Raw genomic sequence first — 26,439 nt, 5'->3', positions numbered from 1 at the left:
GCAGCCCACGTTCCGGGGGTCGCCTCCTACGGCTCACCGCGCGTGACCTCCGAACTGCGGGAGGCGGGCGTTCGGGTCAACGAGAAGAAGATCGCCCGCGTGTCCCCTGTCCTTGTTCGGTGTGTGAACCGCGCCCTAGGGTTGACGGTCATGGAGCTCACCCCTCGCCTGCTGGAGCAGTTCGTGGTACTCGCCGAGGAGCAGCATTTCGGGCATGCCGCCCGGCGCTTGTCGATGAGTCAGCCACCACTCAGTCAGGCGATCCAGCGCCTGGAACGCGGCCTTGGAGTGCTGTTGCTCGAGCGCACCAGCAGGGGAGTGCGGCTGACGGTGGCCGGGGCGGCCTTCGCGGCCGACGCCAAGCGGATGCTGGAGGCGCAGGAGGCCGCGGTGGCTCGGGTCCGTCGGATATCCAAGGGCGTCGAGGGCACGGTTCGGCTCGGCTACGTGAGCAGCCTGGGGTACTGGCACCTGCCCCGGTTGCTCGCGATGGCCGCCCGGGAGTTGCCGGGCGTGCGGTTGGATGTCCGTCAGCGGTCGTCCGCCGAGCTGTGCGAGCAGGTCCGGCAAGGGGTGGCGGACCTGGCGCTGGTCCGGCTGCCGGTCTCCGACCTGGCGGGTCTGGAGGTGCGGGAGGCGGCCGAGGAGAGCACCGTGCTGGCCGTCCCGTGCGACCATCCACTCGCCGGGGCCGGGTCGGTGCCGCTCGCCCGGCTGCGGGACGAGGAGTTCGTGACCGCCGCGCAGCCGGCCATGCCCCGGATCCGGGCGCTGATCGAGGACGCCTGTCGCAAGGCCGGTTTCGAGTTGCGCACCCGTGCCCAGGCCGAGGACCTGACCAGCATGCTCGGCTACACCGCGGCCGGGGTGTGCGTTTGCTTCGTCCCGGAGCGGGTCGCGGCGCTCGGTCACCCGATGATCCGCTTCGTCGCGATCGAGGACGGCGACCGGTTGGTGACCACGGTCGCGGCGCTGAGCCGTCCGAACGCCGATCCGGCCGTCGCCACCCTGCTGGAGCTGATGGAGCGCCACCGCCCCGAGATCGAGGGCCCCGCAACGGTGCACCCGCAGGAGGAGGCCGACGCGCCGGACTGTGGTCACCAGATGAGCTCCGATGCGCCCAGCGGCTCGGCGGTGCGGGACAGGCGCGGTGCCAGCGTGGAGTAGCGCACCTGGGTCGGCAGGTAGCACACTTCTCCGAACGGTCCCCGCACGGTGACCAGTTCGGCCTGGTCGTGCGCCGGGTCGGGGGCGGGCAGCTCGACCACGCCCGCGCGCTGGAGCAGCCCGAGGTCCTGCACCCACATGCAGACCTTCGCCAGGTCGACGTGCACCCGGTAGCTGCCGCCCTCCCGGGCCCGGCGGCGCAGCGCTTCCAGCGCGCCCGCGGCCCCGAGCACTGCGGCTAGGTAGTCGTTCAGAAGGTAGGTCGGGGGCAGCCGGGGAGCGTCGACCGAGCCCTCCTCGGCTGCCAAACCCGTGGCAGCGGAGGCCAGTTGGTCGAAGCCGCCGCGTGCCGCCCACGGCCCTTCGGTTCCCCAGCCGAGGAAGTCCAGCACGACCAGTCCGGGCCGCTGCTCGGCCAGTGCCGCCGGGCCGAAGCCCTTGGCGTCCAGACCCAGGTAGTTGCAGACGTAGAGGTCGGTGCCGGCCAGCACGGACCGGAAGGCGGCGGCCTGGGCCGGGTCGAGCAGGTCGCAGAAGGCGGCCCGCTTGCCGATGCCGGTCTCGACGATCATCCCGGTCGGGTCCGGATGGTCGGGCGAGGACATGTGCAGCACGTCGGCGCCCAGTTCGGCGGCGATCCGCGCGCCGATCGGGCCGGCGATCACATGGGTGTTGTCCAACACCCGCACCCCGGCCAGCGGCAGGTCCCGGTCCGCCGCGCCGGACAGCTTCGGCGGGAACGCCGAGAACGGCTCCGGCGCGCTCTCCCCGATCTTCTCGATCCGGATCAGTGGGCCGTCCTGCAGCAGCCGCCCCTGTGGATGCCGCTGCCATTCCTCCCGGGTGCGCACTGCGATCGCGGTGCCGCCCAGGGTGCAGATGGCCTCCTCCAGTTCCAGCGCGTCCCACTGGGCGATGGCGGCGGCGATCCGCTCGCGGTCCGGCGGGCAGTCCAGTACCCGGCAGGCGGTGTCACGCAGGTGCGGGTAGGAGAGGAGCACGTAGACGAACCGGCCGTCGGCTGCCCGGTAGAAGTCACTGTTGCCGAGCAGGTTGGGGTCCTCCTGCAAGCGATGGACCGGCACGCCCCGCATCCGGGTGAAGAACACCGCCATCAGCTGGCGCACCGCCGCCGTCACCGAGACGGTCACGTCCTGCGCCGCGCCGCCGCGCTCCCGGTGGAGCGCGGCGGCCTCGGTGCCCAGGGCGGCCAGGGCAGCCGCCGCGGCGTCGCCGATCCGGTGCACCGAAGGCGTCACCGGGTCAGCCCCCTGGATCCTCACGGTGCCGCCCGTGTCCGCCGCCGTGATCCCCAACTCGCGGTACAGGCCCTCCAGGGCCCGGTACGCCGCACTGGTCCGCTGCGCCTGATCGATTGCCATGTCCGACTCTCCTTCCGGAGATGACGAGCCGCGTGTGCCGCGGCGGCCGACCCGGTCGGGCGGCCTCCACCAGAACAGCCGGTCCGGCGCCGCACCGTCCAATACGGATTCCCCGAATCACCGATATCCGCGCCCATATGACCCGAGCCGGCGCCGCGTGAATATCCTCCGCCCTATCGATCCGGCGCCCAACTCGTATTGGACGGTGCCGATTCCCCGCGGGTTTCCTGGATTGCGGAACGAGGCAACGCGGCGCCGGCCGCCCGCCCTTCACCCGACATTTCAGGAGGTACCAGCAGATGACCCAGGAGCCCAGCGGTCCGTCCGGGCGAGGACTGCTCGCCGGAGTCCGCGTCGTCGAACTGGCCAGCGTGATCATGGCCCCGTACGCCGCCCAGCAGCTCGGCGACCTGGGCGCGGACGTGATCAAGGTTGAGCCGCCGACCGGTGACATGACCCGCCACTACCCGCCGCTGCGCCACCCCGGTATGGGCGGCGCCGCGCTCAACCTGAACCGCAACAAGCGCAGCGTCGCCATCGACCTCAAGGCCCCGCACGGCCGCGACGCCCTGCTCGCCCTGCTGCGGACCGCCGACGTCTTCATCACCAACCTGCGCCCGCAGGCCCTGACCCGGCTGCGCCTGGACTACGCCGAGGTCGCGGCCGTCAATCCCGGCCTGATCTACGCCAACGCACAGGGCTTCCGCAGCGACAGCAGCCACGGCACCCACGCCGCCTACGACGACATCATCCAGGCGACCAGCGGTCTGGTCTGGCTCAACCACCAGGTCTCCGGCCAGCCGCATTACGTGCCGACCGTGCTGGCCGACAAGATCTGCGGCATGCAGATCGCCCAGTCGGTGCTGGCCGCGCTGCACTACCGGGAACACGGCGGCACCGGTCAGCACATCGAGGTCCCGATGGTCGACACCATGCTCGCCTTCAACCTGGTCGAGCACCTGGGCGCGGCCAGCCTGGAGCCCGACGGCGCGTTCGGCTCGACCCGCTCGCTCAGCCCCGAGCGCCGTGCCCAGCGCACTGCCGACGGCTGGATGTGCATCCTGCCGCAGAGCGACCGCAACTGGCGGGACTTCACCGCCTTCGTCGCCCGTCCCGAACTGGCCGACGACCCTCGCTTCGCGACCGGCCCCGACCGGGCCCACCGCGCCGACGACCTCTACCGGCTGATGGCGGAACTGACGCCGAACCACACCAGCGCCCAATGGCAGGAGTTCTGCGATCGGGTCGGCATCGCCGCCGCCCCGGTGCTCGACCTGGAGTCCGCCGCCACCACCGCCTACGCCCGAGAGGGGGGCCTGCTCTACGAGGCCGACCACCCCACCGAGGGCCGCTACCGGGTCATCGGTCGCCCGGTCCGCTACTCGGCCGACCCCGAACCGCCGCTGCGGCCCTGCCCGGCCATCGGCCAGCACACCGACGAGGTCCTCGGCCAGGCCGGCTTCGACCCCGCGCTGCTGCACTCCGCCAACTGACCCGATCCACTGGATTTCCCGAGACCGAATCCCCATCGACCATTCCGGAGCGAACCATGCCCACGGCGACAATTTCCCCGCTCGGATTTCCCGAGGCCGTCCTGCCCGAATCGGCCCGGCAGCTGCGCCTCGATGTACGCGACTTCCTCGACGAGGAGCGCGCCCGGGGTACCGTGCTCGGCCGCCCCGACTCCTGGCTGGCCGGCTGGGACCCCGCGTTCACCCGCCGCCTCGCCGAACGCGGCTGGGTCGGCATGGCGCTGCCCACCGAGTACGGCGGTGCCGGGCGCGGTTTCCTGGAGCGCTACGTGGTGATCGAGGAACTCCTGGCCGCCGGCGCCCCGGTCAGCGCGCACTGGGTATCGGACCGGCAGGCCGGCCCGTCCATCCTGCAGCACGGCACCGAGGAGCAGCGCCGCTTCTTCCTGCCCCGGATCGCCGCCGGTAAGTGCTTCTTCTCCATCGGGATGAGCGAGAAGAGCAGCGGCTCCGACCTCGCCTCCGTCCGCACCCGCGCCGAACGCACCGCAGACGGGTGGCGGCTGACCGGCACCAAGATGTGGACCGGCGGCGCCCACGCCAACGACTACGCCATCGTGCTGGCCCGCACCGAGGAAGCCGAGGACAAGCACGCCGGCCTGAGCCAGTTCATCGTGGACCTGCGCGCCCCGGGCGTGCGGATCGAGCCGATCCACCTGATGAGCGGAGAGCACCGCTTCAACGCCTTCCACCTGGAGGGCGTCCACGTCCCGGAGGCCATGCTCCTCGGACAGCAGGGCGACGGCTGGAAGCAGGTCACCGGCGAACTCGCCTTCGAACGCAGCGGGCCGGAGCGCTACCTGTCCACCTTCCCCCTGCTGGTCTCCCTGCTGCGCGAGCTCGACCGGCGCGCCATGACCGCCGAACAGCTCACCCAGGTCGGCATCCTGACCGCCCGCCTGCACAGCATCCGCCAGCTCTCCCTCGGCGTTGCCGCTGCACTGGACGCCGGCGCCTCGCCCGATACCCAGGCCGCCCTGGTCAAGGACCTCGGCACCCGCCTGGAGGGCGCGCTGGTCGATTCCGTCCGCAGCATCCTGCCCACCCCGGCCGACCCGCACGCCACCCCCGGCAGCCACGCCGAACTGCTCGCCTTCGCCCTCCTGCACAGCCCCGGCTACACCCTGCGCGGCGGCACCAACGAAATCCTTCGCGGCATCATCACTCGTGGACTGGAGCAGCACCGATGAACACCCACACCATCGACACCAGCACCCCCGCCGTCCCCGCCGACGACTACGACACCACCGCCTTCTTCGCCGACCCGGACGCCATCGTCACCGTCACCAACACCACCGACTCCCAGACCGTGCCCCTCCCCACCCCGGACGCCAGCACCGCCGAACTCCTCGCCGCCGTCCAGGAAGCCGGCCGCCGCACCGTCCCCGCCCCGTTCGCCGAGACCGCCCTGGTCGCCCGCCCACTGCTGCGCCGTGCCGGCCTGTCGGTGCCCGAGGGCCCGCTCACCTACGCCATCGCCCCCCAGCTGACGATACGCCACGCGCACCCGGCCGCCTCGGCCGTCGGCTCGGCCGGCAGCGCGGGCGAGGACGACACCCTGCTGGTCGCCGGGACCCTGCGCCGCGTCCCCTGGGCCCGCACCGCGACCGCCGTGGTGGTGCTCGCCAACGCCCCCTTCGGCCCGGTCCTGTTCACCCTCACCCCGGACCAGGCAGTCCTCGCCCCAGGCGCCAACTTGGCCGAGGAAGCGCGCGACGACCTGCACCTCGCCAGCGTCGAGATCCCCGCCGCGCAGGTCCGCCGGATTCCCCGCGAGCTCCTCGAGGAGGCCGAGTTGCGGGCGGCCCTGGCCCGGGCGGCCCTGATCGCCGGAGCCGGCCAGCGCTGTGTCGAGCTGACGGTCGCGCACACCACCGCGCGCACCCAGTTCGGCCGCCCGCTCAGCCGCTTCCAGGCCGTCAAGCAGGAGGAAGCGAAGCTGATCGAGGAAGCCGCGCTGGTCCGCGCCGCCGTCCAGGCCGCCGCCGCCCCGCTGGACGCTGGCACTGCGGCCGCCCGGTTCGCCATCGCCGGCGCGAAGACCCAGGCATCCGCCTCGGCTGCCGAGATCGCCCGGATCGCCCACCAGTTGCACGGTGCCATCGGCATCACCAAGCTCCACCCGCTCCACCTCGCCACCACCCGCCTGTGGTCCTGGCGCGACGAGGACGGCGACGAGACCACCTGGGCCGCTGGTCTGGCCCGCACCCTCACCGCCGACACCCTCTGGGCCGCGCTCACCAGCACCCCCTGACCCGATGTCAGCGGCCGTCTATCGCCGCGCCGGCGAGATGGACCGTGCCACCTGGCCCGGTCCGTCAAAGCCACCGCCCTCACCGCCGAGCCCTGCTCCCTCGTCCCATCGCCTCCGCCGCCGACCGGCCCGACCTGGTCGGTGACGGAGCAGCGCGGTATCCGTACGGTTCGACGTCCCGATCCCCAGTAGCCCTCGGAAGATAGGGTTCCGTCCATGGAGTTCCAGGTCCTCGGCCCCGTGTCGGTCAGCGGGAGCGATGGGCCGTTGCCGCTCGGGCCCGCCAAGCGGCGCAGCCTGCTCGCGATGCTGTTGCTGCGGGCCAATGTCGCGGTCTCCGTCGACACACTCACCGAGGCGCTGTGGGACGACGAACCCCCCCTGCACGCCCGCACCGTGATCCAAGGCCATGTCTCGCGCCTGCGGGCACTGTTGGCGGGCGTCGACGCATCGGCGTACGGCGTCGAGCTGAGCACGCGCGGCTCCGCGTACCACCTGGAACTGCCGGAGACGCTGCTCGACGCCCACCGCTTCGAGGGTCTTGTGGCGCTCGCCCGCCGTGCCACCGACCCCGGTGACAGGGCCGCGCTGCTCACCGAGGCGCTCGACCTGTGGCAGGGCCCCGCGCTGGCCGGCGCCTACCCGTCGCCGCTGCTTCGCTCCGCCGCGCACACCTTGGACGAGGCGCGGCTCGCAGCGGTCGAGCTGCTCGCCGACACGTACGTCGTGGGCGGTGAACACGAGCGCGCTGTCCAGCTGTTGCGGCCGGAGACCGGGGCCCATCCGCTGCGCGAGCCGCTGGCCGCCCGGCTGGTCGAGGCGCTGCACCATGCGGGGCGTTCCTCGGAGGCCCTGGACGCCTACCAACGCGCCCGCCAGGTCCTCTCCGACGAGCTCGGCGTCGCTCCGGGCGCCGAGCTGACCGCCGCCTTCACCCTCGCCCTCGGCCCCGACAGCGCCCCCGTGGCCCGAGCCGATGCGCCCCAACCGGCGCTGGAACCAGTTCAGTTCCGGCCCAACCTGCTGCCTCGTACCCCGCGCGGATTCCACGGCCGCACCGCCGAGAGCGCCGCGCTGACCGCGGCCGCGGCCGGACCTGACGGGCCGGTCGTCGTGGTCACCGGGCCCGCCGGGGTCGGCAAGACCGCACTGGCCGTGCGCTGGGCGGCCGGCCGGCACTCCGACTTCCCCGATGGGACGCTCTACGCGGATCTGCGCGGGTTCAGTGACACCTCGGACCCCGAACCGGCCGATCTGCTGCGGGAGTTCCTCGTCGCTCTCGACGTTCCACCGCGCCGGATGCCCGAGTCGGCGGACGCCGCCGGTGCCCTGTTCCGCTCGCTCACCGCCGAACTGCGTCTGCTCGTCGTCCTCGACAACGCCCGTACCTCCGCCCAGGTGCGCCCGCTGCTGCCCACGGGACCCGGCTGCGTCACCGTCGTCACCAGCCGTGCCCGCCTCGCCGGTCTCGTCGCCTCCGACGCCGCCCGAATCCTCGCCCTCGACGTCCTCGCCACCGACGACAGCGTGGCCCTGCTCACCCGTCTCCTCGGCGAGCGCCGCACCGCCGCCGAGCCCCAAGCGGCCCGCCGTACGGCCGAGTTGTGCGGTGGTCTGCCGCTCGCGCTGCGGGTCGCCGCCGCTCGGCTCGTGGAACTCCCCGCCCTCGGCCTCGCCTCCCTCGCCGACCGGCTCGCCGACGAGCGCCAGCGGCTCGCGCTGCTCGCCGTCGAGGACATCGGCGTCGCCTCCGCGCTGCGGCTCACCACCGCCCACCTCCCCGTCGACGCAGCGCAGCTGTTCACCGCGCTCGGCCATCACCCGGGCACACACGTCGACCGGTTCAGCGCCGCCGCGCTCGCCGGCACGACCCCGCCGGATGCGGCCCGCGCCCTCGACTGCCTGGTCGCCGCGCACCTGCTCACCGAGACCGCCCCCGGCTGCTACGTCCTGCACGATCTGGTCCGGCTCTACGCGCGTGGCCAGAGCCATGACCCGGCCGCCCGCACCGCGGCCCGGCTGCGCCTGTACGACCACTGCGTGGCGACCGCGCTGTCCGCGTCCGAGGCCGCGGAACCGGGCGGGGAGCCCGCCTTCATGCAGCCTCATGATTTTCAACAGCCGCCCGCAGTACGGGACTTCACCAGCCGCGAGGAGGCGCTCGGCTGGTTCGCCGCCGAACGCGACGACCTCGCCCTGATCGCCGCTGCGGCCCGCGCCGAGGACCGGCCCGAGCGGGCCTGGCGGATCGCCGTGACCCAGTGGCCGCTCGTGGTCTGGCGGGTCCTCGCCGACTGGGCGCCCACCCTGGAGGCCGCCCTCGCCGACGCCCGCGCCTGCGCCGACCCCTATGCAGAGGCCCGCGTCCTGACCCTGCTCGGCTGGGTGCTCGCCGAGGAGGGCCGCACCGCCGAGGCCGTCCGGCACCTGCGCGTCGCGCCCGAACTCGCGGCCCGCGCAGGCGACGTACTCGGCGAGGCCACCGCCCTGGTCAACCTCGCCGCGGCCCTCCCCGACGACGAACCCGGCGCCGCCGAAACGGCCTGCACCCGAGCCCTCGCCCTCGCCACCGAGGCCGACGACGCGCATACCCGGATGCTCGCGCTCCAGCACCTGGCCCGCATCCACCTCGGCGCGGGCCGCCACCGGCAGGCGTACGAGGCGGCCGAGGTGGCGCTCGGCCTCGGCCCCGAGCACGAGGCGGTCGCCCGGCGCGTGCTCCTGCGTACCTGGCAGGGCGAGGCGCTGGCCGGGCTCGGCGACACCGTGGCCGGGCGGCGCTGCCTCGCGCAGGCCGCGCTTGAGGCCGAGCAGACCGGCTACGACGCGGGCGCCGTCACCGCGCTCGATGCCCTGCTGCGCATCGCCGACCAGGACGAACTGCCCGAACTGCGGCGTCGGCACGCGGCGGCACACGCCAGGATCCGGGAGCGTTAGCCGGGCGTTAGCGCCGCCGCCGCGCTCGTTAGTGATCTGCCAGCGCGCCGCAACACCCTGGTTCGTGTAAGGGGAAACGACCTCGTGCAGGATCGCGACCCACGAACGAGAACCGGGGGAACCAGCCATGCGCACCACCACCCGTCCCGCCCTGCTCGCCGTCGGCGCCGTCGCGACGCTCGCCCTGTCCCTGACCGCCTGCAACGACGGCAGCGGCACGCAGGACAGCGCCGTCGGCACCAGCGCATCATCAGCCGCCCCGTCGGGTGCAACCTCGGCCCCGGCCTCGGCGCCGGCCGCGCACTCGGCCTCGGCGCCGGCCGCGCACTCGGCCTCGGCGCCGTCCGGGGGCAGGACGAGCACGAGCGGTGGTGGCAACTCGTCCTCCGGCATTGGCGGGGGCGGCGTCACCGCGGCCTGCACGACCAAGAACACCTCGGTGACGTTCCTCCAGTCCTCGGGCCACGCCAGTGACGCGCAGCCCGCCGCCGCGACCCTCAAGATCACCAACAGCTCGGGTGCCCCCTGCACCATCGTCGGCCCGACGACCGTGGTCGCCGACGACGACCAGGGCAAGGCGAGCCCGGTCTCGGGGGACAACTCCAAGGACGGCTCGGACGCGGTCGACGTCCCGGCGGGTGCCGCGGTGGTGGCGGATGTGCTGTACAACGACGTGAACAGCGAGGGCACCACGTCGGCCCGTTACACCTGCCCGGTGCTGGCGTCCCACGTCAAGGTCGCGCTGCCCAAGGACGTGGGCACCACGGTGAACGTGATGAAGGCGAACGGCTCGCCGGGCGGCGTCTTCAGCGTCTGCGGCACCGACTTCAAGGTCGGAGCGTTCGCGGCACGGTAGTGTCCAGCAGGTGCGCTCTTCGGAGCGGGGCCTGGGCGGGACGGAGTACTTGGCGGGGTTGTAGCGCAGCCGCCACGAGCGGACAGCAGCGTTCAAGGCATTGCGCAGGGTCGAGACGGCCCGGTATACGGTGACTCGGCCCCGACCGGCCTTCTGCTGGGCGGTGATCTACGCGTCGATGTGCTTGGGGCGTAGGTCCAGCAGTAGGTAGCGGCCGAAGGCGGGGATCAGGTCCCGCTCGACGCACGCCTCGTAGCCGGCGTAGGTGTTCGGTGCAAGTTCCAACTTCTTCGCGGCGAGCCATTCGCGCAGGTAGTCGGCAACGGTGGTGCGGCGGTCCTCGTAGACACCGCGCAGCTCGCCGTCCAGAACTCGAGTCATCTCGCGAGCGGCTTCGGCACGGCTGGCGAAGCCACCCCGTCAGCGGGTGCGACGCCGGCCGTCCTCCGGAGCGAGGTCGACGGCATAGGTCCACTTGCCGTGCTTGACGTCCGCAATCAGCTGCGGACGCCACGGGCCGATCTGCTTCCGGTTCTCGTCCTGGCAACCGCACCGATAGACCCGGCCCCTGCTCGTACGCTGCGCCACGGGTGTCTCCTTCTTGGACTGGGTGATTCCGGGTCCAAGATTCGCCGGGTGGTCGGGCGTGTTGGCAGAGCGTGCGGGGCAGTGCGCGAGGCACGGCGAGGCCAGTCGGGCAGGACACGCTCAAGACGACACACCGCCCGGAAGATCACGATCCGTAGCCGATGGGTAAGTGACCGTGATCCGCCCGCACGAGCCAATCCGGCACGCTGGCCTGCGCCGTGGCCACCGGGGCTGACGGGCGCTCCCGAAGACCGCCTCTGAATGATCATCAGGTTCCCGTCGCTGGCAGTAACTGGGGAGAGGTGGCGGCGCCTGGGACCACTTTGGGACCAGACCTGATGAGCGCCCATGGGCCATAACGGGCGCTTGTGCATGAAGTGGACGCTGACGGCATGTCATATCGACCGGTGTTGCCCATGTGTCGCACATGCTTCGTTGCTCCAACGTGACTGTTTAGCAATGCAGTTGACGCAACGAGAGTGCCAGGGCCATGAACCCTGGGCTGCCGACACTAGTTGAACCCCTTAACTGGGGGTCAAGGGGTCGCAGGTTCAAATCCTGTCGTCCCGACTGTGAAGTCGGTTGTAAGAGCGGCTACTTGGGAAACCAAGTAGCCGCTCTCACTCGTTTCCGGGGTGCGCGTGGTCGCAGGGTGGTCGCGTCCGACGCTCTGACCTGGCGGTTTGCGGCCGAGGTGAGCTCGGGTGATCGCGCGGGCTGACTGCGCGTCAGTTGATCTCGCACGGGAGGTCTGCGTGGTCGAGTGCGTCGGCAAGGGCGGTGACGGCTTCGCGGGCGGCTTGGGGGAGCAAGTGGCCGTAGATGTTGACGGTGGTGGCCAGCGTGGAGTGCCGCAGGGTCTTGGAGACGATTCTCCTTCGCCGGCCGATGCTCGTGTCAGCCGGCCTTCGTCTTCGGTCCGGCGCCGCGCGATGGCTCGCCGTGCTCGGCCACTCGGCCAGGCCCGTTTCCGCCCCGGTCGCGGCGCCCGTCCGTGAGGGAGAAGGGTCGGGGGTCGCGTGCGCGTCCGTTCCCCGGGACATGGGCGGTGGCGTGGCCACGGATCGGGCCCGTGACGCCGTGTCGGCCCGGGGGCGGTTGAGGCTCGTGAGCGATGCCGCGAGCCGCCCGGTGAGGAGGTCGAAGAGGCTCCGACCCTCCACCGGTGAAGGCGCGGTGGATGTGAAGGGCCGGGTTCGTCTTGACGATGCTCTGCCGGTCGTCCTCGCGGACCATCGAGTCGTTCAGGGGGACGAGTGCCGCCGGTGCGCACTGGTGCGCGGCTGCCTGGAGCTCGTCGAGGGGGAGCGAGGTGACGTCGCGGCCCGGGTCGGCGAGGTCCGGGGCGACATTCCCGTCCGCACCGAGGAGGGCCCCGCCATCTGCTGCGCCTTCATTGTCGGTGAGGGCCACGAGTCGCTGTGCGACGCCGAGTTCGGTGCCCGGGACGCCGAATCCCACGCAGATCCGTTGCAGTCCGCCGGTGAAGGGGACCATTAGTTCGCGGATGCCGATCTCACACACCGGCTGGGACGGGAACGCCACCCCGTGGACCGCGACCTGCTTCGCGTACGCGTCCATGCGAGCCCGGGATCCCGGCTCTGACGCCGCGAGCAGCGCGGGCAGCAGATGAGGAACCGCGTCAGCGATCATGGTCCGGGATTCCTCGCAGTTGGTCGTCGGGGCGGGCGTACCACGGCAGGAACCGTCGCCGGGTACGCCCGCGGTGCTCGACGGCAGCCGGGTGCAAGGAGGAGTCGCACGGCCCGCTGCCGCCGGGCGTTGCGGCCCTCAGAGTGGGGGAATCGAGGGCCGACACCCCGAGCGTAGGGGGCGTTCGCAGGGCCGGGGCCGGTCCGCAGAAGGCCCTAAAAAAACCATAAGGTCCTGCTCACATGGTGTGGAAGGGCCGAAGCGGCTGAGGGGTCGGCGGTGCCGCCGTCAGGCCCCCGTACGAGGCCGCGCGTTCTCGTGGTCACGCGGCACACCGCCCAGCGGGAGACCCGCCTTCTCGGTCGCTGTCAACGCCGGAGGCGGCTTCTCCTCCTCCGGGTGTCCGCAGGCTGGTGAGGTTCTTGCTCGGCGAGGCCGAGGACGACCTCCACCCGGGCTCCACCTGAGGCTGCGCGTCCGATCCGCAATCCGCCGCCGGTGGAGACGGCCACGCGGCGGGCGATGTCCAGACCGAGGCCGGTGGATCCACCGGTGCTCGCGCCGCGTGACAGTGCCCGGTCCGGGTCCGCGATGCCGTCGCCGTCGTCCTCGACCGCCAAGACGGTGCCCGGTGCCGTACGCCGGACCTCCACGCGCAGTCCCACCCCGGGGCGGGTGTGCCGCAGCACGTTGCCGATCAGGGCGTCCACGACGGCGGCGAGCTCGTCCGGCAGCAGGCCGACCGGAGTGGGCGCCTCGGTCGCCGTGATCGTGCAACTGCGGTCCTGCTGCGCCGCCAGCACCGACCAGAAGCCGACCCGCTGCCGGGCGATCTGCGCGACATCGCAGGTCGGCTCCTGCGCCCGGCCGGAGTCCGGTGTCGCTTCCGGGGCCGTCTGCCCGCGCAACGTCCGGGCCCGGGCCGTGCGGATGAGCGAGTCCACCTCGTGCTCCAGACGGCGGATCGCGGCGGAGAGCCGGTCCGATCCCGGCACCGGTCCAACTTGTTCGCCCGCGAGGTACAGTGCGGTCAGCGGGGTCCGCAACCGATGCGACAGATCGGCGATCAGCTCCCGTTCGTTGTCGAGCAGCCGCACGATCCGATCCGCCATCGCGTTGAACGCCACGCCCGCCTCGTGCAGTTCGCGGGGGCCTGCCGGATCCACCCTCACGTCCAGATCACCGGCGCCGAGCGCGTTGGACGCCCGGGACAGCCCGCGCGACGAGCGCACGACCTTCGACCCGAGCCGGTCGGCCACCACCACCGAGCCGGCCACCAGCCCCGCCGCGAGCACGGACATCACCGTCCAGCCCGTGGCCACGCCCCGGCTCAGCTCCGCCTCCGGCACGAACGCCTCGACGACCGCGACCCGGTCCCCGCCCAGGAGCACGGGCTGCAGGTAGTCCCAGCCCCCCGGTACGTCCCCGCCAGCCGACGCCCGGCCGGTCTCGGCCTCCCGCAGCTGCGCCGCAGGGGCATGGCTGCTGCCGATCACCGTGCCGTTCGGCAGATGAACGCACAGGCGGTCCGGCTCGTCGAGGCTCTCCACGACGTGCCGAACCGCCGTCGGCTCGGTGGCGATCGTCAGGACCGGCGCCAGGACCGCCGCCCGCTGCTGCGCCGTCTGCGTCGCCTGGCTGTGGACCTGAGTGCTCAGCAGCAGGCCCAGCGGAATCAGGAAGGACAGCGCGACCATCGACGTCACGGCCAGGGCGACCATCGCCAGAGTCACCCTCACGAAGGGCTCACGAGCTTCACCCCCACACCGTGGACGGTGTGCAGGTAGCGCGGGCGCGCGGCGCGCTCGCCGAGCTTGCGGCGAAGGCACGACAGGTGCACGTCGACGGTCTGCTCGTCCACGTACGGCTGGCGCCACACCTCGGCGAGGATCTGCTTGCGGGAGACCACCAGTCCCGCGTGCCGCGCCAGGAAGGCCAGCAGGTCGAACTCACGGCGGGTCAGCCGAATCTCCTCCCCCGCCAGATGCACGGTTCGCGCGAGCGGGTCGATGCGCAGCTCCCCCACGAGCAGCGCGCCCCCGCCGCTGTGCTCCAGCCCGCCTTCACGCGCCACGGCAGCCACCGGAGGCCCAGCGCGCATCTCCAGCGCCAGGGACATCGCGGCCGTCCCCGGCAGCACGGGCCGAGAGGGCGACGGCGCCCGCGGCGAGCGGGGCACGGCGGGCGCTCGAGACGTCCCTGCCGCCCCACGGGTCGCCGGTCCGACCGCGGCAGGGGCATCGGGCGAGCAGCGGCGCAGCACCGCCGAGATCCGCGCCGCCAGTTGCGCGCCGGAAAAGGGTTTGACCAGGTAGTCGTCCGCGCCCGCGTCCAACAGTCTGATGATCTCCCGCTCGTCGTCACGGGCCGTGGCCACGAGCACCGGCACGCGGGACAGACCGCGGATCATCAGCAGAGCATCCGCACCGTCCAGGTCGGGCAGACCGAGGTCCAGCACCACCACGTCCGGCGGACACTGCGTGAACTCCCGCAGAGCACCGAAGCCATCGGCGGCACTGCTCACCACATGGCCGAGCGCACTCAATGCCTCGACCAGCGATGTGCGGATCACCGGGTCGTCATCGACGACAAGGACGTATGTCATAAGATCGCACCATAGTGGACTCGGTCAGGAAGGCTTCATGAGGTCCGTCTGGCGATATCCGCTCATCTGGCTGGGGTGCACCGCTGTCAGCATCACCGCGGTTGTCCTGACGGTCCACCTTGTCGTACGTCCTGCCACGACGGCTCTTCCTGTGGCTCGGTCAGTTCCCACCACCTCGATCACGGTCACCGCGACCGCGACGCCGACACCTGCCGCGCCGGCCGGTAGCGCGACGGCCACCGCCCCTCCCGCAGCCCCGACGGCCACTGCACGCACCGCCGCGCCCGCTACGGAAACCGCCACCCCGAAACCCCAACCCGCGGGCGGAGGAGCGGCTGTGGCGGCTGCGACGCACGGGACGTCACGTTGCTCGCGCGACGCCGACGTTCAGACCTATCAAGCGGCCGGCGGCACTGCCACCGTAGCGATCGACTCCAACACCGTCTGCCTGCTGTCAGCCGTGCCGGCCGCCGGCTTCACCGCCAAGGTGCGGCACAGCGACCCGGCCTCACTCGTGGTGGAGTTCTCCGGCAACGGCGGAACCTCCGAGATCAGCGTGACCAGCCGCTCCCAGAGCATGGGCTGACCGAACGCCGACCGGATCCCGCCGGGTCGGCCGACGTCGATCGGGAGGGCGAGGAGGGTCCGGGCATCGTCGCGTGTCGTCACCGCGCAGGCCGCGGCGCTCAGTGCGGCAGTGTCCGCGGCCCGGCGGCAGCCGGTCGGTGTGAGCATCGAGGGTCGCACCGGCACTGGGCTGCTCCTGGACCGCTTGACCGAGGGAACCGGCGCCCGGCAGTTTGTCGGCCGGCGACAGGAAGGGCTCGTCGAGTCCACGTAGGGGAGTTCAGAGCCCGGCGTTGACGGTGGCGTTGACGACGGCACCGCTGCTCACGTTCCACTTGTCGAGGACCTTCTGGTACGTGCCGTTGGCGATCAGCTGGTCGAGGGCCTGGGAGAGCACGTCGGACAGGTCGCGCCGGTCGCGGCCGACCACGATCCCGTACATGTTCGACTCCCGGTAGCTGCCGACCAGTTGGAACATGCCTGTGTGGTTCGGTGTAGTGGTGTTGTAGTCGGCACCGGGGTAGCCTCCAGGTCGGCGGCGGCCGTGCCGGAGGAGACCTCGGCCACGGCCTGGTCGTCGGTGTTCACGGAGTCGATCCGGAGCGGTTTTCCGCTCCTGGTGCAGGCGGCGGACTGGGCCTTGGCGACCTTGATCTGGACCGAGTTGGTCTGCACGGCGATGGTGTGGCCGCACAGGCTGTCCAGTGTGGTCAGGCCCTGCGGGTTGCCCGCCTTGACCAGGATCGAGGTGCCGGTGAGAAAGTAGTCGACGAAGTCCACGCTCGGGTTGGTGACGTGGCCGGTGGTGTCCTTGCCCTGCTGGCGGTCGCGGGAGTCGATGACGGCCGACATTGCCAGGTCGATCTTCCCGGACTGGACGGCCGGGATGAGGTCGTTGAAGGCCATGTCGAGGAACCTGACGCGCAGGCCGAGGTAGGAACCGAGGGCCGCGGCGAGGTCCGGGTAGGCCGATGGGTGTGCCGCCGCCGTCCTTGAACTCGACCGGGACGTAGTTGAGGTAGGCGCCGATGCGCAGTTCACCGCTGGTGCGGATCGACTGCGGCAGCCGGGCGCGCAGGGCGGTCGGGGAGTTGGCGGGGGGCGGGGTGGCGGCGCAACTGCTGGCGAGCAGGCCGCAGAGGCCGGTGGCGGCCAGTGCTGCCCGGCCGGCGGTGGTTCGGGGCATGGGGTGCTGTCTCCGGATACGGGGAGAGGGCGGAAGGCAGCCGCCCACCGGCCGCGGGGGTAGGTCGGTGGGCGGAGATGGCGTGGCGGTGGGCGGGGAGGAGCCGCCCAGCGCCGGTCGGTGGGATCAGCCGCGGGCGAGCCCGTCGGCCTGGTGGATGAGGTTCTCGGCCTGGTGGGCGAGGTCGCGGGCGGTGGCGCAGGGGATGCGGCCGGTACCGGTGGCGGCGTCGTCCAGGAGGGTGCCGATCCGGCGGGCGAGTTGGTCGCGCTGGTCACCGAGGGCGGTGAGCCGGGCGCTGATGTCGTGGTAGGAGGTGTCGCCCGGGGTGTCGGAGGCGGCGGCGCGGGTGGCGGCGGACAGCGTTGCCGAAGCGAACCCGCCGACACCGGCGTTGAGTTGCTTGTAGTCGCCGGCCAGTCGCCGGTAGTCGGCCTGGTCGCCGGTGCGCAGGTTCTTCGGCAGTGCGGCGGGGGTGAGGAACTCGGTCAGGGCACGGCCGTCGTGGGCGTAGACGTCGTGCAGGCCGAGCAGGGCGAGCATCGTGGGGCGGATGTCGGTGTGGTCGGACCAGACCGCGCCGGTCGCGCCGAGGTGCTTGACGCCCGGGCCGGCCAGGCCGAGCCAGGTGGTGTTGATGTCGGGCGCGAAGTCGCCGTGGTTCCACGCCTCCTCCGCGTTCAGGCCCACGCAGGGGGTCGCGCAGTTGGCGGTGCCGGCGACGGCGAGGTAGTTCGGGTCGAGGAAGTCGGTGAAGGTGGCGGTTCGCAGGGGGTCGCCGGTGACCATGTGGAGGATCTTCATCTCGGTGCGGTCGGCGAGCTGGTGACTGATCGGTTCGGTGGTGCCGGTGATCGGGTTGACCGCGGTCAGCTTGGAGACGGCGCGCTCGAAGCCGCGGGTCGTGGCGGCGTCGGGGGCGGGGTTGCCGTCGAGGTAGAAGCTCGGGGCGGACTCCGACTTCAGCTGGAACGGGGTGGTGAGGTGCTGCTGGGCGGCGAGCAGTCCGCGGACGTTGGCGTTGATCTCGCCGATCTGCCCATAGGTGCACGGGGTGGTGACGCCGTCGCAGCCGACGGGGCTGGGCTTGCCGCCCACGAAGTGGTCGTTCTCGTCGGAGGTGACGACGAAGAGGCTGTTGGCGGGGGTGATGCTGTCCTTGGCCAGGCGCTGGAAGAAACCGTCGAAGGCCTGGTCGTAGGCCTTGAGCTGGGCGACGTATCCGGCTTCGCCGGGGCCGAAGGCGCTGCCGCCGGGGTAGCGGTCGTGGGCGTCGGAGATGTAGCCGTAGGTGACGGGCACGCCGGCTTCCTGCATGGTGGCGAGGTAGCCGAGGGTGTTGGCGGCGGACGTCGAGTCGAAGCCGGGGAAGCCCGGGTTGCCGGCCTTGTCGGTGACCGGGGTGCCGCCGATCGCCCGGACCGGGCCGTTGCCGGAGATCACCTGGTCGACGCTGCGGGCGCCGAACAGCCCGCGGTAGCCGAGGTAGCCGCCGGGCTCGTCGGGCAGCAGGTCCGGGCGGGCGCCGGTGCCGGCGCAGTGCGCGGAGCCCCGGGCGCAGTGCACGCCGATGCCGACGAAGTCGGCCTGCGCCCTGACCGGGTCCGCCTTGCCCTCGGCGGCCTCCGGCGATCCCTTGCCGAAGACCTTGTCGAGGTCGGAACCGGTGTTCTCCAGCACGGTGTTGGCCACCGAGACGGAGCCGAAGTCGCAACCCGCCCGGGTGTACGCGGTCCACGGGGCCGGGGTGTTGCGGCCGTCCGGGGTGACCATCGTCGGCGCGGTGTCGGTGGGGGCCGCGCTGGAGGGGTCGGCGACGCCGTCGGTCCAGTACGCGAAGGTGCGGGCGGAGGCGGTGGTTCCGTCAGGCTGGTAATACCGATACGAGTTGGACACCGGTTGCCCGTGATCGCCACCGTACAGGCCGGTCAGCTGGGTGAGGATGTCGTTGCCGGTGTGGGCGATCAGCGGGGTGTGGTGCGCGGTGTCGAGGGTGCCGTTGTGCTCCAGGAAGTCGAGCAGGTGGGGCATCTGTTCGAGGTCGGAGGGCACGTTCGGGTTGTCCCGGGTGAAGTGGACGTTGTCGAAGGTCAGATAGATGACGTGGTCGACCCGGTGATTGCCGGCCCGCATCACGCAACTGCCGTTGTGATGGCCGGGGTCGGGGCTCTCGCCCGCGGCGAGGGCCTGCGGGGCCGCGAGCAGGGCCGCGCCGAGAGCCGCGGCCAGGGCGAGGACGGTGGGGCGTCGGAGGCCCATCCTTGCTCCTAGTGAGTTCGAGTGAGCGCATGAGGGCATGAGCGCACGACTGGGCGAACGAGCGCATGGTGAGCGCATGGGTGAGCGCGTGTGGGGACGCGCGTAGATCGAGGAGCGTTCGGCTCGACTGGATGAACGGAAGGCTGCCACAACCCGAACGTGTTGCAACAGTCTGTGGAAGCGGATCGCCCGAAGATCTCACGGGGCGAGACGCCGTACGGGCCTCGGGCTGAACGGGACGGTCCGGACCCGGGCGCGGCCCCCGGCGGCATCGCGCGTAGACCATGCGCGTAGACAGCGCTTGACCAGTGGAGTTGATCGCCCCTACGGTTCGGGGAATCGCGCAGTCCCCCACGCCGGTTCGACGGGCGAACGCGCCCTCCCGGCCTGCGGCAGAAGGAGCAATCCCCTCATGCTCGAAAAGACCCTGACGTCCCGCACGCGGAAGATTCCCACCCTCGTCGTCGGTGTCGTCGTCGGCGCGGTGGTGGCCGGCGGCGGGCTCGCCGCCGCGGACGCCTCCGCGCCCAGGACGGACCGTCAGATCACCAACATGACGGACGAGGTGGCCAAGATCAAGGCGTACTACGGCGACACCGTCGACGCCAACGGCGAGCACTGGGCCTCCCCGGACAGCAACTACGCCACCCAGGTCAAGGGCATCGAGTCCCAGGCCCGCAAGTACCTGGCCCAGCGCATCAAGCACGACCACTCCGGCAAGAAGGCCATCGTCCTCGACGTCGACGACACCTCCCTGTCCACGTACAACTACGAGCTGGAGACCACCTTCGTCTACAACCCGACCAGCAACGCCCAGTACATCGCCACCAAAACCATGCCGGCCGTCTTCGGCATGAACGACCTGGCGACCTGGGCCCAGCAGCAGGGCTACACGGTCTTCTACATCACCGGCCGTCCCGAGACCCAGCGCACTGCCACGGCGGCCAACCTCGCCGCCGCCGGCTTCCCCGTCGCGGACGAAGCGCACCTGTTCCTGAAGAACAAGACCGAACCCGCGCCGTACCTGTCGTGCGGGGCGAACTGCACCGTGACCGAGTACAAGTCCGGAACGCGGGCCCACATCGAGAGCCTCGGCTACGACATCGTCGGCAACTTCGGCGACCAGAACAGCGACCTGGCCGGCGGCCACGCCGACAAGGGCTTCAAGCTGCCCAACCCGATGTACTACCTGCCGTAACTCCGGGTCGGCGGACCCCGCCGCGCCGCTCGGGCGGAGGAGGCGCGCGGGGCCCGCTGTGGGGATGAGTACGGTGGTCGTCGGGGAAGTGCGGGACGAGCCGTGCTCAGCCGCCGACGACCAGTGCGCCGTCGTGGACCTTGACCGGCACCGGTGCCAGTGGTGAGGTGGCGGGGCCCTTGGCGACCGAGCCGTCCTCGATCCTGAAGGCGCTCCCGTGGCACGGGCACGTGATGAGTCCATCGGCCACACCGGAGACGGTACAGCCCCGGTGGGTGCATACGGCGCTGAAGCCCCTGTACAGGTCTGTCGCCGACTGCGTGACGACGACCTTGGCGGCAGGGAAGATCATGCCGCCTCCGACGGGTACGTCCGCCGCCTTGCCGAGCATCGCACTCGATCCGGGGGTCGCCGGTCCGCCGGCGGTCGGCGCGGTGGAATTCACAGCGCCGTCTTCCCCGGCGCCGGACTCCGCGGGCGTCGCGGAATCCTCCGCGGTGGACCGCGCGGTCGTGGACGACGAACAGCCGCACAGTGCGACCGCGGCCGCGCTGCTCATACCGCACAGCACGGCGCGGCGACCGGGGACGGTGCGCCGCGCGTTGCCGGTTGTGTTCTCGGACATCAGGTCACGCTCTCTCATGAGGGCCGGCCGGGCTGTGGCCGGGCGGGGCCGGGTGCGCCCCGGCCCCGCCCGGTCCGTTCAGCTGGCGGCGGTCAAGGGGTAGCTCTTCTCTTCGAACGGCGGCTGGACCTGGGGAGGGACCGGCCGGATGGGTGGCTGGCTCACGGAGGTGGCTGCCGCGTGCCGGGCCGTCTGCCCGCCGTTTCCTTCAAGGGGCGGTGCGCTCGGCTTCCCTGCGGCTCCGATCGCCTGGCGGGGCGGTTCGACGGACGGGGCGGCCGCAAGCGCCCCCGCTGCCTTCGTGGCCGGATCGCCCTCGCCGCCACGCGCGGAGTCCGAACGGATGCTCAGTCGGCGGCTCGCTGCCTCGTCGAGGCTGACCGGACGCTGTGCCTCGCGGGCCAATTCTCCCGCCAGCCGACCGAGTTCGGCGACATCCTCCCAGTCGAGGCGGAGTACGAGGCGGAGTTCGGCGCCCCCTTCAGGGGCTGCTATGAGCGGGGGCACGGTCGTGTCGTTCACAGGGAGTCCTCACGGTGTGGTTGTCGGTGCGCTGTGCGCAGGGGTGATGGTTCGGCGCGGGCTGCGCCTTGGTGCCGACGCGTTCCTGTCGCTATGGGGTGCAGCAGGGCGGGAAGGAGTCGGCGGGTGCGGGGGGCGGCGTGGCGGCGGAGCTCGGGCGCATGGTGGGCTCGGGGCTCGTGCCCGGAGCGGTGGTGGGCTCGGCGGGCGTGCTCGGGCCGGCGGTGGGCGTGGCGCTCATGCTCGGCGTTGCGGTCGAAGGCCGCGTGGTCGGGGCCGGGGTGGGCTGCTGGCAGCCGAGGGCGGTGAGCGTGGCGGCGAAGCGCTGGTTGAGGAAGTCGAAGAGGTTCTGCCCGGCCTGCGGTGAGGCCGCTGTGGCGGTGAACTGCCGATCGAGGGCGATGCGTTGGGCGCCGGCCGTGGTGAGGCTGATGCAGTAGGCCTTCGGGTCGCCGTTGGCGGTGGCGCCGAGCGGAGGTTGGTTCACGCCCGCGCGATAGAGGTTGGTCTTGCGGCGGCTCTCCTTGCCGTTCTCGTTCGCCATGGGGTCGTTGAGCGGGACCATCGCGACCGGAGCCGCCTGGAACTTGGCGGCCTGGAGCTCGTTGAGGGCGAGCGAGGTGACCTCGCTGCCCGGGTCGGCGAGGTCCGGGGCCGTCCACGGCTTGCAGCCGAGCGCCGGGTCGACGAAGTTGTCGAGCAGCAGGTTGTCGCTGCCGTTGAGCAGCGCGGTGGGGTGCATCGTCTTCCTGCGGCTCAGCCTGGCCGCGTTCTTCCTCGTCTTCTGCGCTGTCCGGCCGTTCGCCATCGCCAGGTACTCGGTGGTGACGTTGTCGCTCTGGTCCTGGTCGACCACCCCGAAGTCGCGGGTGGTCGGGCAGGGCTTGCCGTCCTTGGCGGTGCCCAGCGGCGGCACCTTGAGCTTGCCGGCCTTGTCGGCGGCGTTGGCTGCGGCGAAGAAGGAGGGGGCGTTGCAGTAGGCGAACTGCCCGAAGGGCTGTCCCTGCGGAGTGCCGCCGACGCACTTGCCTGCTCCTGTCTGTCCGGCCATGGACAGGATGTTGCCGTTGTAGCCGAACCAGATGCCGACCACGGCGTTCGCCGGGAGGGTCGGGACGACGGACGCGGCCGCGGGAGCAGTCCCCTGGTCGATGACCAGGGGGTGGTAGACGGAGACGGCACCGGTGGCCGGGTCGAGCACGGTGGCCTCGACGAAGGCCGACTGGTTGGGGTCAGCCTCGTGGCACGCTCCCTGGGCGGCGTTCGTGGCCGACAGTCTGTAGGGCGTGGCGAGGCCCTGGGCCGTGAGCGGGTCGGCGGGCACGGTCAGAGTGCAGTTCGGGTTCGGCTGGGCCGGCGGGGCGGCCGTGGTGGCGGCGAAGGACACGTCCAGCAGCGCGGCACCAGCGCTGAGCACACCGCCGAATCCGAGGCTGAGTGCCAGCACCCGGCGTCCCCGACCGCGGGAACGATGTTGACCTGAACTCCGAGTCATGCGAGATCTCCTGAGGACGGGTGTGATGGCAGTGGGGCACCTCTTCGGGATGCCGATGACCACCGCGGATCCGCGATCGCGGCCGGCGCGCCGACTGCGAGGGGAGGGCGCGTCGTCGGAGTTCGGGATCTCGGTCGGGCAGGGAAGCGCCGGCGGCATCGATCGTATGACCTGGTCCGGGGCGAAACGCGCTTCTGCGCGAGACCCTAAAGTGCGCATAAGGTTTCGCTCAGCCGACCGGAGGCAATGGGCGTCGACGGTCGCGAGCCGGCCATTTCGGTGCGCGACCGATCCCGCTCGGCCGCATCGCGGGACAGGCGCCGCCGGAGCCGGGCCGCCCTCCCAACGGGGTGTCAGTACAACCTTAGGGGTTGATGAGGGGACCTTGGCGTACGCGCCACGGACCCGGCGGGGACCCTACGATCAGTGCTGCCGCCGGGCCCGCTGCCGGGCGGTCGGTATTCCCCTGTCGTCCCCGTCTCCCGCCCTCGGCGCGGAGGAGCGGGTCGGACGCAGCCGCATCGCCGTAAGAACCCCTGGATCCAGGAAGCTCATGACCTCGATTTCCGACGCAGCGACATCCCCTGAAGCCGGCGCTCCGCCGAGCGGCGGCTTTCGTTTGCGCTACCGCAGGTCCGCTCGGGCATGGGCGACGGCGGCGCTCGCCATGGGGACGGTCCTGCTGCTCTCGCATCCGGCATCGGCCGAGGCTCCCATACCGGGCTCCCCCCTGGATGCCTACGAGAGGCGGATGCCGTACGACATGGGCGTCCATCTGATCGCCCGACTTGCCGCGATCATCTCCTATGTCCTGATGGTGACCACCGTGGTCCTGGGCATCGTGCTCCGCATGCGCTACTTCCAGCGCAGCGTCAACCGGGGAACGGTGTACGGAGCACACATGACCATCGCGCTCTCCGCGCTGATCTTCGGGGCGATCCATGGTGTGACATTCCGCTACCAGCCCGTGTGGGACATCGACATCGCCGACCTCCTCCTCCCCTTCAGCGGTGGTCAGCAGCGGATTCCCGTGGGCTTCGGCGTACTCGGCACCGAACTGGCCGTCGCGGTCGGCTGCTCCGTGTGGCTGCAACAGCGACTCGGCTACCGGAAGTGGCTTCGGTTCCACCAACTCGCCTATGCGGCGTTCGGATTGATCTGGCTGCACATCTTCACCGTCCACCCGGAGCCGCGCCACCTGAACCGGGTCGCGCTCGGAATCGCGGCAGGTGCCCTGAGCTGCCTGCTGGCGTTCCTGATTCGGATCCTGCCCTCCTCGTCGCGCCTTCGCCAGGGGGACTTCCCGAGCGGTGTGGACGGCATTCGGTGACGATCCCCGCCCCATGGCCCGGCCAGGCATGGTGGCCACCGGACGAGCAGTGGTCTCCCGAACCCGGGCTGCCGCAGGTGGCCTTCCCGCCGGTGCTGCAGTGGCCGTCGCAGACGACGCCCCCGCCGGACAACGGGCCCAGCCGACAGGCCGGTTCCGCTGTGTACGATGAGCAACATGTAGCTTATGCCGGTGGCCAATTGATGCTGAATCATTTCCAGGTGCAGCCGCAGGCCCCGTCACGGACTCCCGACGGTGACGATCCGACCGCGGCGTTCACCACTGCTTCTCCAGCGCTCGCGTACCCCGAGCCGGAAACGGCCACCGAGCAGTCCCTGACGATCCCGTCCACCCGACTCGTCGCCGAGACCGGGCCGGTGAAGGTCAGCGTGGACAACAACCGTTGCCACATCTACGGCATCTGCCAGCAGGAGGCCCCCGAGGTCTTCCGCGTCTCCGAGGGTGGTTCGCTGCACTACACCGGCAACGTGCCGGCGAGGTTCGCAGCCCAGGCCCGGCAGGCGGTCCGCTGCTGCCCGATGCAGGCCATCACCATCAGTGGCGGTTCGCCGCCCGCCTCGGCCCGCCGCTCCCGGCGCGGCGCGGCGGCCGGTGAGGCCGGCTACCGGCGGATCGTGGTCGCGGGTGGCGGACTGGCCGGACTCAGCGCGGCCAGACGACTGCGTGACCGGGGCTTCGACGGTGAACTGGTCCTGGTCGGCGAGGAGCTGCGCCGCCCGTACAGCCGCCCGCCGCTCTCCAAGCAGTTCCTGGCAGGTGAGCTGGGCAGCGAGGACCTCACCTTCCGGGCCGACGACTCCCTCGACGCCCACTGGCTGCTCGCCACCCACATGATCGGCCTCGACACCGGGACCAGGACCCTGCAACTGCGGGGCGGTGAACGGCTTCCCTACGACGGCCTGGTGATCGCCACCGGCGTCGACGCGAGACGACTGCCGGAGACGCCCGTGGTCAGCGACCGGATCCGCACGATCCGCACCCTGGCGGACGCCGCCGCCATCCAGCAGGCCATACGGGCAGCCCGGGCGCGGCACGTAGTGATCCTCGGTGGCGGCTTCGTCGGCTGCGAACTCGCCTGCACCGCACGCGATCTCGGCATGGCCGTCACCCTGGTGGTGCACAGTGCCCCGCTCCTGCGCAGGGTACTGGGCAGCAGGCTGGGAAAGGTCGTCGGCCGCATCCAGGCCAGGGCTGGGGTCGACGTCCGGCTCGGTACCCGGATCAGCCAGTGGACCGACACCGGCACCGGACTTCGCCTGAGGCTGGACGACGGTGGAGTGGTCGACGCCGACTTCGTCGTCCTGGGCCTGGGCAGCGTTCCGCGAACCGAATGGCTGGACGGCAGCGGGTTGGACGTCGCCGACGGCGTGTTGTGCGACGCCACCTGTCACGCCGTGGACCTGTCCGGCCGTCCGGTACCCGGTGTCGTGGCGGCGGGTGACGTGGCTCGGTGGCCCAACGCGAGGTTCGATGCCACGCCCCGCCGGGTGGAACACCTCATCCACGCCGTTGAGATGGGACAGCACGCGGCCGACGCCCTGCTCCAAGGCCCCGAACTGGCACCGTCGTTCACCCCCGTGCCGCGCTTCTGGTCCGAGCAGCACGGGACCCGCGTGCAGGCCGTCGGCATGCCCGCCCTGGGCGAGCGGATGGAGATCGTCGAGGGATCGCTGCGCTCCGAGCGCTTCGTGGCCGCCTACCACCGCGAAACCCCGCAGGGCTCTCAGATGGTGGCCGCCGTGGCCTTCGACATGCCGCGCCAACTACTGAACTACCGCGACCGAATCGGACACACCGGCCCGCTTTCGCGAGCGGTGACATCAAGGAGGAGGAACCGATGAGCCGCCGCGCGCGCCGTCGCAGGCGGGCTACCACCCGAGCAGCCGGTGGCCGACTGCACCGACTGGTCGGCTGGCCCGCCCGTAACAACGTCCGCCGGCCTTTCATCGCCACCGTCGTGATCGCCACGGCGGTCCTGTACTACCAGGTCCTGTCGATGGCGGCTCCGATGCCACCTGGCAAGGCACCAGCGCCGCCCAGTGGCGGTGCCGGGCAACTGGAGCGGCTGACGGACACGGTCGACCCGGACGGCCCCCAAAGGCGGTGACACGGGCCGGCGGACCACTGCCGGCCTCCGCTCCGAAACCCCCAACGGCGGGAACGAGACACGAGTGGGGCCCGGCAAAGGCCGAAGACCTCATGAACCTCTTCAAGGGATGGAGCGGCCCTTGACGAAGTGCCCCTCTTCGGTATGCGCGCACA

The 26,439-nt window shown here is 71.5% G+C and carries 22 protein-coding genes; 12 read left to right on the top strand and 10 right to left on the bottom strand.

Going from position 1 to position 26,439, the window contains the following annotated elements:
- The first annotated feature begins 150 nt into the window (after nt 1–150).
- Entirely contained in the window at nt 151–1,167 is a 1,017-nt protein-coding gene (locus ACIBEC_RS18105; RefSeq protein WP_360493222.1) for a LysR family transcriptional regulator, read from the top strand.
- On the opposite strand, the gene ACIBEC_RS18100 is transcribed toward ACIBEC_RS18105, so the two are convergent.
- A complete protein-coding gene (locus ACIBEC_RS18100; protein WP_360493219.1) occupies nt 1,098–2,549 on the bottom strand; it encodes a CoA transferase in 1,452 nt (483 codons plus the stop codon). The two genes, ACIBEC_RS18105 and ACIBEC_RS18100, sit on opposite strands and share 70 nt — an antisense overlap.
- Nucleotides 2,550–2,848: 299 nt before the next feature.
- Here ACIBEC_RS18100 and ACIBEC_RS18095 point away from each other — a divergent pair, with 299 nt between their 5' ends.
- The 5 genes from ACIBEC_RS18095 to ACIBEC_RS18075 all read left to right on the top strand — a co-directional run bounded on the left by ACIBEC_RS18095 (nt 2,849) and on the right by ACIBEC_RS18075 (nt 10,128).
- Complete coding sequence (locus ACIBEC_RS18095; RefSeq protein ID WP_360493216.1) at nt 2,849–4,042, top strand: CoA transferase; 1,194 nt, start codon at nt 2,849–2,851, stop codon at nt 4,040–4,042.
- Between the two features lie 56 nt (nt 4,043–4,098).
- Entirely contained in the window at nt 4,099–5,271 is a 1,173-nt protein-coding gene (locus tag ACIBEC_RS18090; RefSeq protein ID WP_360493213.1) for an acyl-CoA dehydrogenase family protein, read from the top strand.
- Nucleotides 5,268–6,335, top strand: a complete 1,068-nt coding sequence (locus tag ACIBEC_RS18085) for an acyl-CoA dehydrogenase family protein (RefSeq protein WP_360493210.1) — start codon at nt 5,268–5,270, stop codon at nt 6,333–6,335. Before ACIBEC_RS18090 ends, ACIBEC_RS18085 begins: the two co-directional genes overlap by 4 nt.
- 216 nt (nt 6,336–6,551) lie before the next feature.
- Complete coding sequence (locus tag ACIBEC_RS18080; RefSeq protein WP_360493207.1) at nt 6,552–9,272, top strand: transcriptional regulator; 2,721 nt, start codon at nt 6,552–6,554, stop codon at nt 9,270–9,272.
- A 127-nt stretch (nt 9,273–9,399) separates the two neighbouring features.
- On the top strand, nt 9,400–10,128 hold the full coding sequence (locus ACIBEC_RS18075; RefSeq protein ID WP_360493204.1) for a DUF4232 domain-containing protein: 729 nt from the start codon (nt 9,400–9,402) through the stop codon (nt 10,126–10,128).
- A gap of 168 nt (nt 10,129–10,296) precedes the next feature.
- On the opposite strand, the gene ACIBEC_RS18070 is transcribed toward ACIBEC_RS18075, so the two are convergent.
- The 3 genes from ACIBEC_RS18070 to ACIBEC_RS18060 form a co-directional block, all read right to left on the bottom strand.
- Complete coding sequence (locus ACIBEC_RS18070; RefSeq protein WP_270142947.1) at nt 10,297–10,509, bottom strand: hypothetical protein; 213 nt, start codon at nt 10,507–10,509, stop codon at nt 10,297–10,299.
- 39 nt (nt 10,510–10,548) lie between these two features.
- Entirely contained in the window at nt 10,549–10,716 is a 168-nt protein-coding gene (locus ACIBEC_RS18065) for a hypothetical protein (RefSeq protein ID WP_270142945.1), read from the bottom strand.
- Nucleotides 10,717–11,444: 728 nt separating this feature from the next.
- On the bottom strand, nt 11,445–11,759 hold the full coding sequence (locus ACIBEC_RS18060) for a hypothetical protein (RefSeq protein WP_360493201.1): 315 nt from the start codon (nt 11,757–11,759) through the stop codon (nt 11,445–11,447).
- 232 nt (nt 11,760–11,991) lie between these two features.
- Between ACIBEC_RS18060 and ACIBEC_RS18055 the strand changes: the two genes are divergently transcribed.
- Nucleotides 11,992–12,216 carry a hypothetical protein gene (locus ACIBEC_RS18055; RefSeq protein ID WP_396287970.1) on the top strand — a complete coding sequence of 75 codons (225 nt, stop codon included), beginning with the start codon at nt 11,992–11,994 and terminating at the stop codon, nt 12,214–12,216.
- A 521-nt stretch (nt 12,217–12,737) separates the two neighbouring features.
- On the opposite strand, the gene ACIBEC_RS18050 is transcribed toward ACIBEC_RS18055, so the two are convergent.
- Nucleotides 12,738–14,108 carry a HAMP domain-containing sensor histidine kinase gene (locus ACIBEC_RS18050; RefSeq protein WP_360493192.1) on the bottom strand — a complete coding sequence of 457 codons (1,371 nt, stop codon included), beginning with the start codon at nt 14,106–14,108 and terminating at the stop codon, nt 12,738–12,740.
- Nucleotides 14,105–14,974, bottom strand: a complete 870-nt coding sequence (locus ACIBEC_RS18045; protein WP_360493189.1) for a response regulator transcription factor — start codon at nt 14,972–14,974, stop codon at nt 14,105–14,107. The genes ACIBEC_RS18050 and ACIBEC_RS18045 overlap by 4 nt, the downstream gene beginning before the upstream one ends.
- Before the next feature lie 337 nt (nt 14,975–15,311).
- Here ACIBEC_RS18045 and ACIBEC_RS18040 point away from each other — a divergent pair, with 337 nt between their 5' ends.
- A complete protein-coding gene (locus tag ACIBEC_RS18040) occupies nt 15,312–15,560 on the top strand; it encodes a hypothetical protein (RefSeq protein ID WP_360493186.1) in 249 nt (82 codons plus the stop codon).
- Nucleotides 15,561–15,910: 350 nt separating this feature from the next.
- Here ACIBEC_RS18040 and ACIBEC_RS18035 read toward each other — a convergent pair whose 3' ends face one another.
- Nucleotides 15,911–16,582: a transporter substrate-binding domain-containing protein gene (locus tag ACIBEC_RS18035; RefSeq protein ID WP_360493183.1), complete on the bottom strand. Its 672-nt coding sequence runs from the start codon at nt 16,580–16,582 to the stop codon at nt 15,911–15,913.
- Nucleotides 16,583–16,853: 271 nt separating this feature from the next.
- Complete coding sequence (locus ACIBEC_RS18030; RefSeq protein ID WP_360493180.1) at nt 16,854–18,986, bottom strand: hypothetical protein; 2,133 nt, start codon at nt 18,984–18,986, stop codon at nt 16,854–16,856.
- A 412-nt stretch (nt 18,987–19,398) separates the two neighbouring features.
- On the opposite strand from ACIBEC_RS18030, the gene ACIBEC_RS18025 reads away from it, so the two are divergent.
- Complete coding sequence (locus tag ACIBEC_RS18025) at nt 19,399–20,184, top strand: HAD family acid phosphatase (protein WP_360493177.1); 786 nt, start codon at nt 19,399–19,401, stop codon at nt 20,182–20,184.
- A gap of 106 nt (nt 20,185–20,290) precedes the next feature.
- Here ACIBEC_RS18025 and ACIBEC_RS18020 read toward each other — a convergent pair whose 3' ends face one another.
- Nucleotides 20,291–20,809, bottom strand: coding sequence for a Rieske (2Fe-2S) protein (locus ACIBEC_RS18020; protein ID WP_360493174.1), 519 nt, complete (start codon nt 20,807–20,809; stop codon nt 20,291–20,293).
- Nucleotides 20,810–21,422: 613 nt separating this feature from the next.
- Nucleotides 21,423–22,778, bottom strand: a complete 1,356-nt coding sequence (locus tag ACIBEC_RS18015; protein ID WP_360493171.1) for a hypothetical protein — start codon at nt 22,776–22,778, stop codon at nt 21,423–21,425.
- 601 nt (nt 22,779–23,379) lie between these two features.
- Here ACIBEC_RS18015 and ACIBEC_RS18010 point away from each other — a divergent pair.
- The 3 genes from ACIBEC_RS18010 to ACIBEC_RS18000 all read left to right on the top strand — a co-directional run bounded on the left by ACIBEC_RS18010 (nt 23,380) and on the right by ACIBEC_RS18000 (nt 26,284).
- Nucleotides 23,380–24,156 (top strand): ferric reductase-like transmembrane domain-containing protein, encoded by a 777-nt coding sequence (locus tag ACIBEC_RS18010; protein ID WP_360493168.1) that lies wholly within the window; start codon nt 23,380–23,382, stop codon nt 24,154–24,156.
- Between the two features lie 203 nt (nt 24,157–24,359).
- Nucleotides 24,360–26,018: an FAD-dependent oxidoreductase gene (locus tag ACIBEC_RS18005; RefSeq protein ID WP_360493165.1), complete on the top strand. Its 1,659-nt coding sequence runs from the start codon at nt 24,360–24,362 to the stop codon at nt 26,016–26,018.
- Nucleotides 26,015–26,284 (top strand): hypothetical protein, encoded by a 270-nt coding sequence (locus tag ACIBEC_RS18000; protein WP_360493162.1) that lies wholly within the window; start codon nt 26,015–26,017, stop codon nt 26,282–26,284. Before ACIBEC_RS18005 ends, ACIBEC_RS18000 begins: the two co-directional genes overlap by 4 nt.
- Nucleotides 26,285–26,439: the final 155 nt, after the last annotated feature.

Source organism: Kitasatospora sp. NPDC051164, assembly GCF_044455625.1.
GTDB lineage: Bacteria > Actinomycetota > Actinomycetes > Streptomycetales > Streptomycetaceae > Kitasatospora.
The sequence above is the reverse complement of the archived record's forward strand: the minus strand, read 5'-3'. Positions and strand labels throughout refer to the sequence as shown.

Bases quoted from the DNA above. Each gene is read 5' to 3' on its own strand.
- ACIBEC_RS18105 (WP_360493222.1), top strand. From the start codon at position 151: ATGGAGCTCACCCCTCGCCTGCTGGAGCAGTTCGTGGTACTCGCCGAG.
- ACIBEC_RS18085 (WP_360493210.1), top strand. From the start codon at position 5,268: ATGAACACCCACACCATCGACACCAGCACCCCCGCCGTCCCCGCCGAC.
- ACIBEC_RS18075 (WP_360493204.1), top strand. From the start codon at position 9,400: ATGCGCACCACCACCCGTCCCGCCCTGCTCGCCGTCGGCGCCGTCGCG.
- ACIBEC_RS18100 (WP_360493219.1), bottom strand. From the start codon at position 2,549: ATGGCAATCGATCAGGCGCAGCGGACCAGTGCGGCGTACCGGGCCCTG.
- ACIBEC_RS18060 (WP_360493201.1), bottom strand. From the start codon at position 11,759: ATGTCCCGGGGAACGGACGCGCACGCGACCCCCGACCCTTCTCCCTCA.
- ACIBEC_RS18090 (WP_360493213.1), top strand. From the start codon at position 4,099: ATGCCCACGGCGACAATTTCCCCGCTCGGATTTCCCGAGGCCGTCCTG.
- ACIBEC_RS18025 (WP_360493177.1), top strand. From the start codon at position 19,399: ATGCTCGAAAAGACCCTGACGTCCCGCACGCGGAAGATTCCCACCCTC.
- ACIBEC_RS18010 (WP_360493168.1), top strand. From the start codon at position 23,380: ATGACCTCGATTTCCGACGCAGCGACATCCCCTGAAGCCGGCGCTCCG.
- ACIBEC_RS18095 (WP_360493216.1), top strand. From the start codon at position 2,849: ATGACCCAGGAGCCCAGCGGTCCGTCCGGGCGAGGACTGCTCGCCGGA.
- ACIBEC_RS18070 (WP_270142947.1), bottom strand. From the start codon at position 10,509: ATGACTCGAGTTCTGGACGGCGAGCTGCGCGGTGTCTACGAGGACCGC.
- ACIBEC_RS18030 (WP_360493180.1), bottom strand. From the start codon at position 18,986: ATGGGCCTCCGACGCCCCACCGTCCTCGCCCTGGCCGCGGCTCTCGGC.
- ACIBEC_RS18080 (WP_360493207.1), top strand. From the start codon at position 6,552: ATGGAGTTCCAGGTCCTCGGCCCCGTGTCGGTCAGCGGGAGCGATGGG.
- ACIBEC_RS18045 (WP_360493189.1), bottom strand. From the start codon at position 14,974: ATGACATACGTCCTTGTCGTCGATGACGACCCGGTGATCCGCACATCG.
- ACIBEC_RS18000 (WP_360493162.1), top strand. From the start codon at position 26,015: ATGAGCCGCCGCGCGCGCCGTCGCAGGCGGGCTACCACCCGAGCAGCC.
- ACIBEC_RS18020 (WP_360493174.1), bottom strand. From the start codon at position 20,809: ATGTCCGAGAACACAACCGGCAACGCGCGGCGCACCGTCCCCGGTCGC.
- ACIBEC_RS18005 (WP_360493165.1), top strand. From the start codon at position 24,360: ATGCTGAATCATTTCCAGGTGCAGCCGCAGGCCCCGTCACGGACTCCC.